This window comes from Pseudomonas sp. HR96 (genome assembly GCF_034059295.1).
Taxonomy (GTDB): Bacteria; Pseudomonadota; Gammaproteobacteria; order Pseudomonadales; family Pseudomonadaceae; genus Aquipseudomonas.
Window position 1 is genome coordinate 3,509,971 of the sequence record NZ_CP139141.1, and the last position, 14,792, is coordinate 3,524,762.

Below are 14,792 nucleotides of genomic sequence, written 5' to 3' on the forward strand. Positions count from 1 at the left end.
ATGAAGCCTCTCTATCGTCACGCCATCGTCGCGGCCCTCTGCGCCCTGCCGCTGGCTGCCACCTGGGCCGATACGCCGTCGCTGTCCGCCAGCGAGACCACGGCGATTGCCAAGCAGGCCTACCTGTACGGCTACCCTGTGGTGGAAATGTACAAGACGCTCTATGCCCAGGCCGTGGACCAGGGTGGCGCGGACTACAAGGCTGAGTTCAACCGCATCGGCAACACCGCCAGGGTATTCACGCCCCGCGACAAGGCCTTCGTCACCCCTAACTCCGACACGCCCTACTCGTTTCTGTGGCTGGACCTGCGTGCCGAACCTCAGGTGCTGAGCCTGCCGGCCATCGAGGCGCAGCGTTATTACTCGGTGCAATTGATCGACCTCTACACGCAGAACTTCGACTATCTGGGCACGCGAACCACCGGCAATCAGGGCGGCACCTTTCTGATCGCCGGGCCGCATTGGCAAGGGCCGGTGCCCAGCGGCATCGCCAAGGCCGTGCACAGTGAAAGCGACATTGTCTACGCCCTGTACCGCACCCAGCTGTTCGATGAAGCGGACCTGGCCAAGGTGCGCGAGATCCAGGCCGGCTACCGCGTGCAACCCTTGAGCGGCTACCTCGGGCAACCGCCGGCGCCCAAGCCAGCCGCTATTGCCTGGCCAAGGCCTCAGGCAGACATGAGCGACAGCCCGGCACTGTTTCGCTATCTGAGCTTCATGCTGGCGTTCGCTGCGCCGCAGCCTGCCGAAAAGGACCTGCTCGCACGCCTGGCGCGCATCGGCGTGACGCCGGGCGGGTCGTTCGACGAACAGCGTCTGAGCGAGGGCCAGCGCGCCGCTCTGCAGGCCGGCATCGATGCCGGCAAGGCCGAGTTCGCGCAATTCAAGAAGACCCGGGTCGACACCCACCAGATCAGCAGCAGCGACCTGTTCGGCAGTCGTGCTCACCTGCAGGGCAACACCCTGTACCGCTACGCCGGCGCCAACATGGGGATCTTCGGCAACTCCGCCGAGGAGGCGAATTACATCGGCTACTTCACCGATGCCCAGGGCCGCCCGGCCAACGGCGCGAGCCGCGACTACCGGCTGCATTTCGCCAAGGATCAACTGCCGCCAGCCAGGGCGTTCTGGTCACTGACGATGTACGACGGTGCCACCAAGCTGCTGGTGGAAAACCCCCTGCAGCGCTACCTGATCAATTCGCGAATGCTCGACAGCCTGGCCCGCGACGCCGACGGCGGCATCACCCTGTACCTGCAACCGCACTCTCCGGGTAAAGCCCGCGAGAGCAACTGGTTGCCGACGCCGGCAGGCCCCTTCTATGCGGTGCTGCGGGTCTACATGCCGGGCCCGGAGTTGGCCAGCGGGCAATGGCGCCAGCCGCCGCTGCAAAGCACTGACCGTTGAAGGGTCGACCGACTGATTCATTGATACCAAGGAGTACCTCGTCATGGATTTTCGCCGTCGCACCGGTTACCTCACCGCCATGACCCTGGCCGTGTCGCCGCTCCTGCCTGCCACGGCCTGGGCCGACAACGCGCGGGACTGGCAGAACACGCCGATCGACCTGAACATGCTGTTTGGCTACTACAACGTCATCGACACCAATACGCCGATCGACACGGCGCTGCCGATCAAGGGCCTGTCGCTCAACGCCAATGTCTACATCGCCCGCTACGCGCGCTCCTTCGACCTCGACGGGCGCAACACGGCGGTAGAAATCCTGCAGCCCTATGCCGACCTCTCGGCCTCCTTCGACAACGCCCAGTACTTCAGCGGCACCAAGCACAACGGCGGGCGCGGCGACACCCAGCTGGTGTTCGCCCACAACTTCTTCGGCGGCCCGGCACTGAGCGCCGAGGAATTCGCCAAGTGGACCCCCGAGACCTTCCTCAGCGGCGCGCTGACGCTGATCACGCCGACCGGCGACTACGACAAGAACCGCATCATCAACATCGGCTCCAACCGCTGGGCGGTGAAACCGGAGATCGCCTTTGGCACACCCATCGGCCCGACCTGGCTGGAGTTCAACACCTACGCAACGCTGTACGGCGACAACGACGACTACCAGGGCAACAGCAAGCTGGAGCAGAAACCGCTCTACGCCATCGAGAGCCACTACAGCTACACCATCAACCGCGCGCTGTGGATCGGCCTGGACGCCACCTACAGCGCCGGCGGCGAAACCAGGGTCGACGGCGTCAACCAGGACAACAAGCAGCAAAACACCCTGGTCGGCGCCAGCCTGGGTTTCATGTTGTCGCCGCAGTTCGGCGGCCTGGTGGCCTACAGCGACACCGTTTCCGAGCGCACCGCTTCACCGGACGTCAACACCTGGACGTTGCGCCTGCAATACGTCTGGTAATCCACCGCTGCCCGTCCCATACCCAGGAGTCACCCGATGAAGATGCCGCTGCTCAACACGCTGGTCTGCTGCGCCCTGCTGGGCCTGGGCGGCTGCGCCAGCTCCCAGGTCGACCCCAGCCAGTACTCGGGGTTTCTCAAGGACTACAGCCGCCTGAAACCGGCGCAAAGCCCCAGCGGCGCGCCGGTGATGCGCTGGATCGACAATGACGTCAATGCAGCGCAGTACACCCAGGTGTACATCGAGCCCAGCCAGTTCTACCCCAAGCCTCAGCCCACCGCCGTGATCTCGGCGCAGACCCTGCAAGCCATCACTCGATACTACGACAGTGCGCTCAAGCGTGAGCTGGGCAAGGACCTGAGCATCGCCAGCGCACCCGGCCCGCACACCCTGATCGTGCGGCCGGCGATCACCGCTGTGTCGACCAGCAACCAGGGCCTCAAGCCCTATGAGGTGATTCCTATCGCGCTGGTGGCAGCGGCCGTGAACACCGCGTCCGGTGGGCGTGACCAGAATGTCGATATTGCCACCGAGGCCGCCGTGCTCGACGGCGACAGCAACAAGGTGCTGGCCCAGGTGGTGCGCAAAGGCAGCGGCAAGCCGCTGGAAAACGACAAGACCCAACTCGGGCTGGAAGACGTCAAGCCGGTACTCGACGGCTGGGCCGCCGACATGCGTGCCAGCTTCGAGAAAATCAAGGCAGGCAACGGGAGCTAGCAAATGACCCAGCGTCCTTGCTCGTGCTGGCTGCGCGCCCTGGGCGCCAGCCTGGCATTGCTGGCCAGCGTGGCGGTGCAGGCCGACGACCCGCCGCCCGTTGCTGCGGCCGAACAGGACCCGCGTGCGCTCAAGGTGCTGGAGCAAATGGGCCAGTACCTGCGCTCGCTCACGCACCTGCATCTGATCGCCAGCAGCGACACCGACCAGCAGCTCGATGACGGCCAGGTGGTGCAGTTCAACAAGCGCACCGAGCTGCTGGTGACCCAACCGAACAAGCTGCGGGTCAGCGTCGCCGACGGCCCCTGGCGCAAGACCCTGTATTTCAACGGCAAGCGCTTCGCCCTGTTCGACGAAGGTCAGCGCTACTACGCCAGCGGCGCCGGCCCGGCGACCATCGACGGGCTGCTCGACGACATGTACCTGCGCTACGGCATTGAACTGCCGCTGGCCGACCTGTTTCGCTGGGATGCCGGCACCGCCGCGGCGGTCGGCGTGAGCAGCGCCCTCTACATCAACGACCAGGAGATCGACGGCCAGCTGTGCGCCCACTACGCCTACCGTCAACCCGGCGTGGACTGGCAACTGTGGGTGCACCTGGGTGCCCGGCCGATGCCGTGCCAATTGGTGATCATCCGTCAGGACATCGACGGCAGGCCGCGGCACAGCGTGCGTTACCACTGGGTGCAGGACAAGCCGGCGCCCGCCAGCGCCTTCGACTTCGTACCGCCGGCCGACGCTCAGGCGGTGCCGCTGCGCGAGATCAGCGCGCCCGCGCAGGAGGCGCAACCATGAAGACTGCCTGCAACCGGATTCTGCAACGCGCCACCCTCGGCCTGGTGCTGGCGGCGCTGCTCTGCCCGGTACCCGCCCAGGCCTGGCACATGCGTGCCGGCGGCGGCGCACGAACCTTCGTGGTGCCGCCCCACGGCTTCGCCGGCGGCCCCGCGCCGCGTCCGATGCCAGGGCCGGCACCGCACCCCATGCCGGGACCTGCCCCGCACCCGATGCCCGGCCCCGCGCCGCATCCCCAGCCAGGCCCGGCGCCCCATCCGCAACCTGGCCCGGGCCCCGCGCCGCACCCCGGGCCGCCACCGCATCCGCCCGGACCGCCAGGGCCTCCCGGGCCTCCCGGGCCTCCCGGGCCACCACCACCGCCGCACCACGACGACGATGACTGGTATCACCCCTGGGCCGCCGCCGCGGTGATCGGCGCCACCACGGTGACGGCCATCGCCATCGGCACCGCGGTGACCTCGGTGCCCAGAAACTGCGTGCCGGTGTTGGTCAACGGCATCAGCTACCAGCAATGCGGCAGCACCTGGTACCAGCCGCAGTACGTCGGCACCACCTTGCAATATGTGGTGGTCGTAGCGCCGCGATGAAAGGACAGGAGCGAACATGAGTATCCGCGACGAGATCAACGACCTGCAGCGGCTGATCGCCCAGGATGTGCTGGGCCAGGAGCAGGTCATCCGGCAGCTGCTGCTGGCCGTGCTGGGCAACGGCCACCTGCTGCTCGAAAGCCTGCCGGGGCTGGCCAAGACGCGCATGGTCAAGGCCCTGTCTCGACACCTGCAGGCAAAGATGAGCCGTATCCAGTTCACCCCCGACCTGCTGCCCTCGGACATCACCGGCGCAGAAATCCTGCAGCAGGTCGAGGGGCGCAACCAGATCCTGTTCCAGCAGGGGCCGCTGTTCGGCAACCTGATCCTGGCCGACGAAATCAACCGCGCCCCGGCCAAGGTCCAGGCCGCCCTGCTCGAAGCCATGGAGGAGCGCCAGATCACCGTGGCCGGGGTCAGTCACCCGTTGCCGGCGCTGTTCGTGGTCATGGCCACGCAGAACCCCATCGAGCAGGAAGGCACCTACCCGCTGCCCGAAGCGCAGATGGACCGCTTCCTGATGAAGGTGCTGCTCGACTACCCGGCGCCAGCGGCAGAAAGCCAGGTGTTGCAGCTGCTGCGCAGCGAGGAGCAACAGGCCGGGCAGCCGCACGCGCCCGCACCCGAGGGCCTGGCTCAGGAGGTGCTGTTCGCCGCGCGGCGCGAGATCAGCGCGATTCATGTGGCGCCGGCCATCGACCGCTACCTGATCGATTTGATCGATGCCACTCGCCATCCGGCGCAATACGACAGCGACCTGGCGCGCTGGATAGAGCTGGGCGCCAGCCCGCGCGGCGGTATTGCCCTGGACCGTCTGGCGCGCAGCCACGCCTGGCTCGAAGGCGCCGACTTCGTCGCTCCGGATGACGTGCGAGCGGTGCTGCACCCGGTGCTGCGCCACCGCCTCAAGCTCAGCTACGACGCAGTCGCCGATGGCGTCGGCGTCGAGCAGGTGCTCGATCGCCTGCTCGACAAAGTTGCCATCACCACCTGAAGGAGAGCGCCATGCAGGACAATCCCTCACCCTGGCACGGCGTGCAGGTGTCGCTGGCCGAGCTCATGGCGTTGGAGTTCAAGGCCCGCGGCCTCAGCCTGCTGGCACACCAGCCACGGGCCAGCCTGCTGGCCGGCAATCACGGCTCGCGCCTGCGCGGCCGCGGCCTGGATTTCGAGGAGCTGCGCCGCTACCAGCCCGGCGACGATCTGCGCGCGCTGGACTGGCGCGCCAGCTCGCGGCGCGGCCTGCCCTACGTCAAGACCTACCATGAGGAGCGTGATCGCCCGGCCCTGCTGCTGGTGGACCAGCGCATGAACATGTACTTCGGCTCGCAGCGCAGCTTCAAGTCGGTGCTGGCCGCCGAGCTCGCCGCCCTGCTCGGCTGGATGGCCTGGCAGGCCGGCGATCGGGTCGGCGGCCTGGTGTTCAACGACGCCCGTATCGAAGCCATTGCCCCGCGCCGCAGCCGCCAGAGCGTGGCCGCCCTGCTGGCCGCGATCAGCCGGCAGAACGCTGCGCTGAGCGCTGACAGCGTACTGGCCGACGCCCCCGGACAGCTCGACCTGGCCCTGCGCCGCTGCGTGCAGGGCGGCGGGCATGACCAGCTGATCTGCATCGTCAGCGACTTCGCCGGCTGCACCGAGGCGAGCGTGCAGCTGTTGCGCCAACTGGCCGCACACAACGACGTGCTGGCCCTGCAAGTGTACGACCCGCTGGCGCTGAGGCTGCCCGAGCGCGGCCGGGTGCTGGTCACCCAGGGACAGCTGCAGGTCGAGTTGACCCTGGACCGCGCCACCGTGCGCAAGCCGCTGGGCGATTACCTGCAGGGGCGCCTGCGCGAAGTGGCCGAACTGCTGCGGCGCAGCCGGGTGCCCCTGCTGATGTTCAGCAGCGGTGAGGAGGCGCCGCTGCAACTGCGTCGTGAACTGGGCCGCGAACCTCGGCGTGGCGCCCGGAGCCCGGTATGAGCAGCCCGGCCATCGAGCAGTTGCAGGAGCTGCCGCTACCCGCGCCCGTCAGCTATCTGCCGCAGACCTGGGGCTGGCTGGTGCTGCTGGGGCTGGTCCTGCTGCTGGCGCTCGCGGCCAGCGCCTGGCGCTGGCGTCACTGGCGCCGTGACCGCTATCGGCGTCAGGCCCTGGCTCGGTTGCGTCAGCTGGAACGGCAGCTGGACACCGCCGCGCTGCGCGAGGTGCCCGAGTTGCTCAAGCGAGTGGCGTTGTCCATGCCGCACCAGCCGCCCGTGGCGAGCCTGACCGGCCAGGCCTGGCAGGCCTTCCTCCAGGCCAGCACCTCGGTGCCCCTGCCCCACGACTTCGCCGCGCGCCTGGCGTTGCTGGCCTACGCCCCGCAGGCGCGCCTGGAGGCCATGGCGCCACCTCAGCGTTTGGAATTGCTGCGCCTGAGCCGGCAATGGGTGGAGAGCCATCATGTGGCAGCTTGACCACCCCTGGCTGCTGGCCCTGACGCTGCTGGCGTGGCCGGCCTGGCGCTACCTGCCCGACTACCGCGAACGCCAGCGCGCCCTGCGCGTACCGTTTTTCAATGCCCTGAGCCAGGCGGTCGGGCAGACGCCCAAGCGCCAGGGCCTGCGCCGCCACCTGGTGCAGCTGGGGCTGAACCTGCTGGTCTGGCTGCTGCTGGTGATCGCCTTGAGTCGGCCGGTGTGGGTGCAGCCACCGCTGCTGCATCAACAGCCGACCCGCGACCTGATGCTCGCCATCGATATTTCGCAATCCATGGAAACCCGAGACTACAGCCTCGCCGACGGCAGCAAGGTCGACCGCCTGAGCGCGGTCAAGCAAGTGGTGCAAGGCTTCATCCAGCAGCGCAAGGACGACCGCCTGGGCCTGATCGTGTTCGGCAGCGGCGCCTTTGCCCAGGCGCCGCTGACCCTCGACCACGCCAGCCTGGCGCTGCTGCTGGAGCAGGTGGGCATCGGCATGGCCGGCCCCAACACCGCCCTGGGCGACGCCATCGGCCTGACCATGCGCCTGCTGGAACATGCGCCGGAGCGCGACAAGGTGCTGATCCTGCTCACCGACGGCAACGACACCAGCAGCCGGGTCGCGCCCCTGCATGCAGCGAGCATGGCCGCCGCCGCCGGCATTGTGGTGCACACCATCGGCATCGGCGACCCGGCTGCCAGCGGCGACGCCAAGGTCGACCTCGACGGCCTCGCGGCCATCGCCACGCGCACCGGCGGGCGTTTCTTTCGCGCCGAAGACAGCCGCGCGCTGCAGCAGGTCTACCAGACCCTCGACCAGATTACCCCGCACCAGGTCAGCACCCTCAGCCACCAGCCCAAGCGCGACCTGTTCTGGCTGCCACTGGGCGCCGCCATGCTGCTGCTCGGTGTCTTTCACGGCGGCGCGGCGCTGCGCGTGTACTGGCGGCGTGCCCGGCCGCTGGCGCAGGAGACCTGAATGGACATCGACCTCGACGCCCTGCACTTCCTGCGCCCAGCCTGGCTGTTGCTGATACCGCTGGCGCTGCTGCTGATCCTGGCCTGGCGGCGGCTGGGCGATGCGCGCGGGCGCTTTGACGGGCTGATCGCCGAGCACCTGCTGCGTCACCTGATCGTCGCGCCCAAGGGCCAGGCGCGGGTGCAGCCGATTCACTTGCTCGGTGCCAGCCTGATCCTCGGCGCCCTGGCCATGGCCGGGCCGAGCTGGGAACAGGATCGGCCGGCCTTTCTGGACAATCGCGCACCGCTGATCCTGGCTCTGGACCTGTCGCCGTCGATGAACGGGCACGATATCGCCCCCAGCCGCCTCGAAGCCGCCCGGCACAAGCTGCTGGACCTGGTGCAACGTCGGCATGGCGGGCGCATCGGCCTGATCGCCTACGCCGGCAGCGCCCATCTGGTGCTGCCACCCAGCGACGATCCGGCGCTGCTCACATCGTTCCTGCAGGTGCTGTCCAGCGACCTGATCGCCACACCGGGTCGCGACCTGGCTGGCGTGGTCGAGATCGCCAACCGGCTGCTGGCCGCCGAACAGAGCCCGGGCACGCTGGTGCTGGTCACCGACGCCGCCGACCCAGGGCAATTGCCAGCGCTGGGCAAACTGCTCGATCAGCAGGACCTGCAACTGCTGATTGTGGCGGTCAACAGCCAGGCCGAAGCCAGCCTGCAACAGCTGGCCGACGCCACCGACGCCCCGCTGGGCAGCCTGACCGGCAACGACGACGACCTGGACTGGATCGAGCTGCATGCGCAACGCCACTTCCAGGCTGCCAGCGCCGAGCAGCAGCAACTGCAATGGAAGGACGCCGGCTACTGGCTGCTCTACCCGCTGCTGGTGCTGGCCTTCTTCAGCCTGCGCCGCGGCTGGAGCCTGAACTGGGGCGCGGCGCTGCTGGCGCTGCTGCTGCTCGGGCCGCCGCCGGCCCAGGCCGCGAGCCTGGCCGACGCCTTCTTCAGCGCCGACCAGCAAGGTCGCTGGGCCTACGAACACCACCACTATCAACAGGCCGCCGCGCATTTCCGCGACCCGTACTGGCAAGGCCTGGCCGCCTATGCCCTGGGTGACTACGCCAGCGCCCAGGCCGCATTCGCCCGGCTCGACAGCGCCGCCGGCTACTTTTATCAGGGCAACAGCTACGTCCACCTGTTCAAATTCGACGAAGCCATCGACGCCTATCGCCAGGCACTGGCGCGCCAGCCGGACTTCGCCCAGGCCCAGGCCAACCTGCTGCTGAGCGAGGCCCTGCAGAAGGACTACCGCGACGCCCAGGACAAGGCCCCGGAGGTCAAGGCCGATGCGCTGAAGTACGACAAGCAGGCCGGGCAAGGCAAGACCCATGCGCTGGCGCAAGGCACCACGCCCTCCGACGCGCAGTGGCTGGAAAACCTCAGCACCTCGCCAGCGGCGTTCCTGCAACAGAAATTTCGCCTGGAAGACGCCCAGCGCAGCGCCGCCGCGCAGGTGCAACCATGAACCGCCTGACCTGGACCTGGACCTGGACCTGGATTGGTGCCGGGCTGTGTCTCTACCTGCCGGCCGGACTGCTCGGCGCCGCGCAGCTGCGCATCGAGACCCACCTGGAGCCGGCCAGCGGCGCGGTCGCCGGGCAAACCCTGCAACTGCAAGTGGATGTACTGACCGACAGCTGGTTCACCGCCGCGCCGCAACTGCCTGCGCTGGAAGTGGCCAACGCCGTGGTGACGCCGCCCTCCGGCGAAGCGCGGCACTTGAACCTGAGCCGCGACGGCGTGCAATTCGTTGCCTTGCGCTACAGCTATTGGCTGACCCCGACGCGGCCCGGGGCATTCGTCGTACCGGCGCTGTCGATCGCCGTGACCCCGACTCAAACCGTGCAGAGCCAGGCGCTGAATTTCGCGGTGACACAACCGGCAGGCGTGCCCATCGGGCAGTCGGTGCTGGTGGCGCGGGCGGTGAGCCTGAGCCAGACGCTTGAGCCATCGAGCAGCGCCCTGCAGGTCGGCGACAGCGTGCGGCGCCAGGTGACCCTCAGCGCCGACGGCGCGCAGCTGATGCTATTGCCCGCCGTGCCGCTGGCCGAAGTCGACGGACTGCGGCGCTATCTCGACGCCCCGCAGCTCAAGGCTTTGGACGATGGTCGCGGCCAGATCAGCGGCGCGCAACGCAGCGACGGTGCCAGCTACGTGATCCAGCGGCAGGGCGACTTTGCTCTGCCGGCCATCGAGCTGTCCTGGTGGGACAGCGACGCCCATCGGTTGCGCAGTGCGCAGCTGCCTGCCCTCACCTTCAAGGCCCGTGCCGCAGCGGCGCGCAGCACGCCCTGGTCGGTGCGCGAGGACCTTGACCGGCTCGGCCAGCACGGCCGTATCGCGTTGTCGCGGCATTGGCTGCTGTGGAGCCTGTGGGCCCTGGCCGCCGCGGCCCTGCTGTACGCCGCGCGGCCCGGCTGGCGGCGCGCGCGCAAGTGGCTGCAGCACCAGCGCGAGCAGCGACGTCAACGCTGGCTGGCTTCGCCGCGCCAGGCGCTGCAGCAAGTGCCCGGGCAACTGCGCGGCCAGCCGCCGCGCCTCGACGCGCTGTACCTGTGGGTGCGCCGGACGTGCGGCAGCACAGGCCTGGCGCCGCTGCGCGAGCGCTTGCCCATCGGGTTGAGTGAGGCGCTGTATGGCCGCCAGCCGCACGCCGCCCAGGCGCTGCAGCAATTGCTGCGCAGCCCGGCACTCAAGCCCGACGCTGGCCAGTCCGCCGCCGGCAAGGACGTCGGCGGCCTGCAACCGCTCAACCCCCGATTTCATCCACGCAGCACCGCACTACCCGACTCGCATCAAGCGAGCACGTCATGGCAACGGAGGCAACTGAAATGACTCGCAGACGAAACTGGCTACCCCGGCTGGCCTTCATGGCAGCCTCAATGCTGGCGCTCTCGGCCACCGCAGGAGCGGCAGACAAACCCAACATCCTGGTGATCTTCGGCGATGACATCGGCCAGACCAATATCAGTGCCTACTCCATGGGGGTGGTCGGCTACAAGACGCCCAACATCGACCGTATCGCCAAGGAAGGCATGCTGTTCACCGACTATTACGCGGAAAACAGCTGCACCGCCGGGCGCTCCAGCTTTATCACCGGGCAGAGCCCGCTGCGCACCGGCCTGACCAAGGTCGGCATCCCCGGCGCCGCTGCCGGGTTGCAGAAACGCGACATCACCATCGCCCAGGCGCTCAAGGGGTTCGGCTACGCCACCGGCCAGTTCGGCAAGAACCACCTGGGCGACCGCGACGAGTTCCTGCCCACCAACCATGGTTTCGACGAGTTCTTTGGCAACCTCTACCACCTCAACGCCGAAGAGGAACCGGAACGGCCGTTCTGGCCCAAGGACCCCAACGACCCGTTCGCCAAGGCCAACGCCCCGCGTGGCGTGCTGCACTCCTACGCCGACGGCAAGATCGAGGACACCGGGCCGCTGACCAAAAAGCGCATGGAGACCATCGACGACGAAACCACCGCTGCCGCCCAGGCCTTCATCAAGAAGCAGGTCGATGCCAACAAGCCGTTCTTCGTCTGGATGAACACCACGCGCATGCACGTGTTCACCCATGTGCGCGAATCGATGGCCGGCCAGAGCGGCATGCCCGGCAACGAGTACGCCGACGGCATGGTCGAGCACGACGGCGACGTCGGCAAGCTGCTCAAGACCCTCGATGACCTGAAGGTGACCGACAACACCATCGTCGTCTACACCACCGACAACGGGCCCAATCAGTTCTCCTGGCCGGACGCCGCCACCACGCCGTTTCGCAGCGAGAAGGACACCAACTGGGAGGGCGCCTTCCGCGTGCCGGCCATGGTCCGTTGGCCAGGCAAGATCAAGCCGGGTGAGGTGTCCAACGAAATCTTCTCCGGGCTCGACTGGTTCCCCACCCTGCTCGCCGCCGCCGGCGACGGCGACGTGAAGAACAAGCTGCTCAAAGGGTGGGCACCGAGCAGTGGCGGCGCCAGCTTCAAGGTCCATCTGGATGGCTATAACCAGCTGCCCTACCTGACCGGCCAGGAGGCCTCCGGTGCGCGGCACGAGTTCTTCTACTTCAACGACGACGGCGAGATGGTCGCCACGCGCTTCGACAACTTCAAGGTGGTGTACTGCGAGCAGCGCGAGCCGGGCGGCTTCCGGGTCTGGTCCGAGCCGTTCATCTGCCTGCGCGTGCCGAAGATCTTCAACCTGCGCATGGACCCCTACGAGCGCGCCGACGTGGTCTCCGACCAGTACAACGACTGGGTGGTGAAGAACGACTACCTGATCGGCATGGCGATCACCCGCTCGGCGCAGTTCCTGGAAACCTTCGTCGACTACCCGCCCAGCCAGAAACCGGCGAGCTTCAGCATCGACCAGATCCGCAAGCAAGTGGACAGCAAGGTCGACGAACGCATGCGCGAGGACGCGAAGAAACAGTAGGTCATGGCCCATCCGCCTGGCGCAGGCGGATGGGCTCGACTACCTTGGCAGTACTTCAAGGGAATGAAACGGGTCTGGGAAATTCGGCATGCCGACAAAGAAAACCGTAACGCCGACCCACGCAGCGCCCCGTGGTTTGTTCCATCGTCTCTACCCCGTCTTTATCGCGGTGCTGCTGGTGACAGCCGGCGCCCTGGCGTACCTCGCGCAACGCCCGCCGCAAACGCCGCTGCCGGCGCCGCCTGCCCCGCAGGCTGTGGCCAAACCGCTGCCTGCGCCGACCTTCGTCGACGAACAACAGTGCGCCGGCTGCCACGGTGCCCAGGTCAAGGATTGGCAAGGCTCCCATCATCAGCTGGCGATGCAGGACGCCAGTGAACAGACGGTGCTCGGCGACTTCAATGCGACCACCTTCAAGGGTGAGAAAGACACCACCCATTTCTTTCGCAAAGGCGGTGAATTCTGGGTCAACACCCAGGATGGCGACGGCACCGCCAAGGATTTCAAGGTGGCCTATGCCTTCGGCGTGGCGCCCCTGCAGCAATACCTGCTGCAGGCACCCGGTGGCCGCCTGCAGGCGCTGGGCGTGGCCTGGGATACCGAAAAACACCGCTGGTTTCACATCTACCCCGGGCAAGGCGTGGATTTCAAAGACCCGCTGCACTGGAGCAAGCCAGGGCAGAACGCCAATTTCATGTGCGTGGAGTGCCATACCACCGGCTTCAAGCGCAATTTCGACGCAGCCAGCAATACCTTCAACAGCCAGTGGAACAGCCTGGGCGTCGGCTGCCAGGCCTGTCACGGCCCGGCCTCCAACCACCTGCTGCTCAGTGGCAAGCCGCAGGCGCTGGCAAGTACGGCCAATGCCGGCTTCGTCATCGACCTGGCCAAGGCCGACAACCGTACCCAGGTCGACACCTGCGCGCGCTGCCACGCCCGCCGCGCGCCGTTGGGCGACGACCAGAAGCCCGGCCAGCCGCTGCTCGACGCCTACCTGCCGGCGGCGCTGACCCGTGATTTGTACGAGCTGGACGGCAAGATCAAGGGCGAGGTGTTCGAGCACGGCTCCTTTGTACAGAGCAAGATGTTCGCCAAGGGCGTGCGTTGCAGCAACTGTCACAACCCCCACAGCACCGAGCTCAAGGCGCTAGGCAACGGCGTCTGCCTGCAATGCCACAACAGCGCCGGCAAGACCGGCGTGCCTGGGGTGGACGGTGCCGGCCTGCAGGCGAAAAACTACGACTCGCCCGAGCATCACCATCATCAGCCCGGCCAGCCCGGCTCGCAGTGCGTGGACTGCCACATGCCCGGCAAGCTGTTCATGGTCAACGACCTGCGCCACGATCACAGCTTCAGCCTGCCCAACCCGGCCCTGGCGCAGCGCATCGGCATGCCCGATGCCTGCCTCACCTGCCACCAGGACCTGCCAGCGCAGCAGGTGATCGAGCGCTTCAAGGATTGGTACGGCGAGGCCGAGCTGCACACCCCCAGCGCGCAATACGCCCAGAGCCTGTGGCAGGCGCGCAGCGCGCAGCCGGGGGCGGCGGCGGCGCTGTTCTCGCAGCTGGACGACCACTTGCTGGCGGCCATCCGCCGCGCCACTCTGGTCGCCGAGTTGCCGGCCTATCCCAGCCAGCAGGCCCTGGCCGCCAGCAGCACGGCGCTGCGCGATCCGGCGCCGCAGGTGCGCGAAGCGGCGGTCAACGCGCTGGCGGCGCAACTGCCCGCTGAGCAGCGCGTCGATCTGCTCGGCCCGGTGCTGCGTGACCCGATCCTCGCCGTGCGCATCGCCAGCGCCCACGCCCTGCTCGGTGCCGGGCCGCAGCTGGGCGGCTACCAGGCCGCCTTCGAGCAGGCCATCGGCGAATACGAGCAGGTGCAGCTGAGCCTGCAGGAGCGCGCCGAGGCCAATCTCAATCTGGCCCTGCTCTATCAAGCCACGGGCCGCGCCGACCAGGTGGAGCCTTACCTGCGCACGGCCCTGCAGCGTGATGGCGATTTCCTGCCGGCGCTGGTGACCCTGGTGCAATGGCTCGATGCCCGGCAACGGCAAGCCGAAGCCGATGCCCTGCTGGCCGCGCGGCTCAAGGCGCAACCGCAGGTCGCCCTGCTGCAGTTCACCCAGGGGCTGGCGCTGGTACGCCGCGGCCAGGCTCAGGCCGCCCTGGCTGCGCTGCGCGAAGCCAACCGGCTGGAACCGGACAACGCCCGCTACGCTTATGTGCTGGCGCTGAGCCTGCAGGATCAAGGCGACACCGAGGGCGCCCGCCGCCTGTTGCAGTCGGCTCTGGACCGCCACCCGGAAAACCGCGACGTACGGCTGGCACTCGTCGCGCAGCTACGGGATGACGGCCAGGTGGCGCAGATGAAAACCTTGATTGATCAGCTGAAGGCGATCAACCCGGGGGATCCAGTGCTGCATTAGCGA

General features: G+C 67.7%; 13 protein-coding genes. All 13 read left to right on the top strand.

The annotated features are described in order from the left end of the window. The 13 genes from SFA35_RS15690 to SFA35_RS15750 all read left to right on the top strand — a co-directional run bounded on the left by SFA35_RS15690 (position 1) and on the right by SFA35_RS15750 (position 14,789). Positions 1-1,407 carry a DUF1254 domain-containing protein gene (locus SFA35_RS15690; protein WP_320571462.1) on the top strand — a complete coding sequence of 469 codons (1,407 nt, stop codon included), beginning with the start codon at positions 1-3 and terminating at the stop codon, positions 1,405-1,407. Between the two features lie 43 nt (positions 1,408-1,450). Continuing rightward, positions 1,451-2,365, top strand: a complete 915-nt coding sequence (locus SFA35_RS15695) for a transporter (protein WP_414058405.1) — start codon at positions 1,451-1,453, stop codon at positions 2,363-2,365. A gap of 36 nt (positions 2,366-2,401) precedes the next feature. Then, positions 2,402-3,082, top strand: coding sequence for a DUF3313 domain-containing protein (locus SFA35_RS15700; protein ID WP_320571463.1), 681 nt, complete (start codon positions 2,402-2,404; stop codon positions 3,080-3,082). 3 nt (positions 3,083-3,085) lie between these two features. After that, the gene (locus SFA35_RS15705) at positions 3,086-3,877 is read left to right on the top strand and encodes a DUF2092 domain-containing protein (protein WP_320571464.1); all 792 of its coding nucleotides are present in this window, start codon (positions 3,086-3,088) and stop codon (positions 3,875-3,877) included. Further along, positions 3,874-4,467: a hypothetical protein gene (locus SFA35_RS15710; protein ID WP_320571465.1), complete on the top strand. Its 594-nt coding sequence runs from the start codon at positions 3,874-3,876 to the stop codon at positions 4,465-4,467. Before SFA35_RS15705 ends, SFA35_RS15710 begins: the two co-directional genes overlap by 4 nt. Positions 4,468-4,483: 16 nt before the next feature. Then, positions 4,484-5,461, top strand: a complete 978-nt coding sequence (locus SFA35_RS15715) for a MoxR family ATPase (RefSeq protein WP_320571466.1) — start codon at positions 4,484-4,486, stop codon at positions 5,459-5,461. An 11-nt stretch (positions 5,462-5,472) separates the two neighbouring features. Beyond that, the gene (locus tag SFA35_RS15720; protein ID WP_320571467.1) at positions 5,473-6,432 is read left to right on the top strand and encodes a DUF58 domain-containing protein; all 960 of its coding nucleotides are present in this window, start codon (positions 5,473-5,475) and stop codon (positions 6,430-6,432) included. Further along, positions 6,429-6,908 carry a DUF4381 domain-containing protein gene (locus tag SFA35_RS15725; RefSeq protein ID WP_320571468.1) on the top strand — a complete coding sequence of 160 codons (480 nt, stop codon included), beginning with the start codon at positions 6,429-6,431 and terminating at the stop codon, positions 6,906-6,908. The genes SFA35_RS15720 and SFA35_RS15725 overlap by 4 nt, the downstream gene beginning before the upstream one ends. Next, positions 6,895-7,890, top strand: coding sequence for a VWA domain-containing protein (locus tag SFA35_RS15730; RefSeq protein ID WP_320571469.1), 996 nt, complete (start codon positions 6,895-6,897; stop codon positions 7,888-7,890). Before SFA35_RS15725 ends, SFA35_RS15730 begins: the two co-directional genes overlap by 14 nt. Then, a complete protein-coding gene (locus tag SFA35_RS15735; protein WP_320571470.1) occupies positions 7,891-9,405 on the top strand; it encodes a VWA domain-containing protein in 1,515 nt (504 codons plus the stop codon). It begins immediately after the preceding gene. Further along, positions 9,402-10,775 (top strand): BatD family protein, encoded by a 1,374-nt coding sequence (locus tag SFA35_RS15740; RefSeq protein ID WP_320571471.1) that lies wholly within the window; start codon positions 9,402-9,404, stop codon positions 10,773-10,775. The genes SFA35_RS15735 and SFA35_RS15740 overlap by 4 nt, the downstream gene beginning before the upstream one ends. Continuing rightward, the gene (locus tag SFA35_RS15745; RefSeq protein ID WP_320571472.1) at positions 10,772-12,364 is read left to right on the top strand and encodes an arylsulfatase; all 1,593 of its coding nucleotides are present in this window, start codon (positions 10,772-10,774) and stop codon (positions 12,362-12,364) included. Before SFA35_RS15740 ends, SFA35_RS15745 begins: the two co-directional genes overlap by 4 nt. 88 nt (positions 12,365-12,452) lie before the next feature. Further along, the gene (locus SFA35_RS15750; protein WP_320571473.1) at positions 12,453-14,789 is read left to right on the top strand and encodes a tetratricopeptide repeat protein; all 2,337 of its coding nucleotides are present in this window, start codon (positions 12,453-12,455) and stop codon (positions 14,787-14,789) included. The last annotated feature ends 3 nt before the right edge of the window (positions 14,790-14,792 follow it).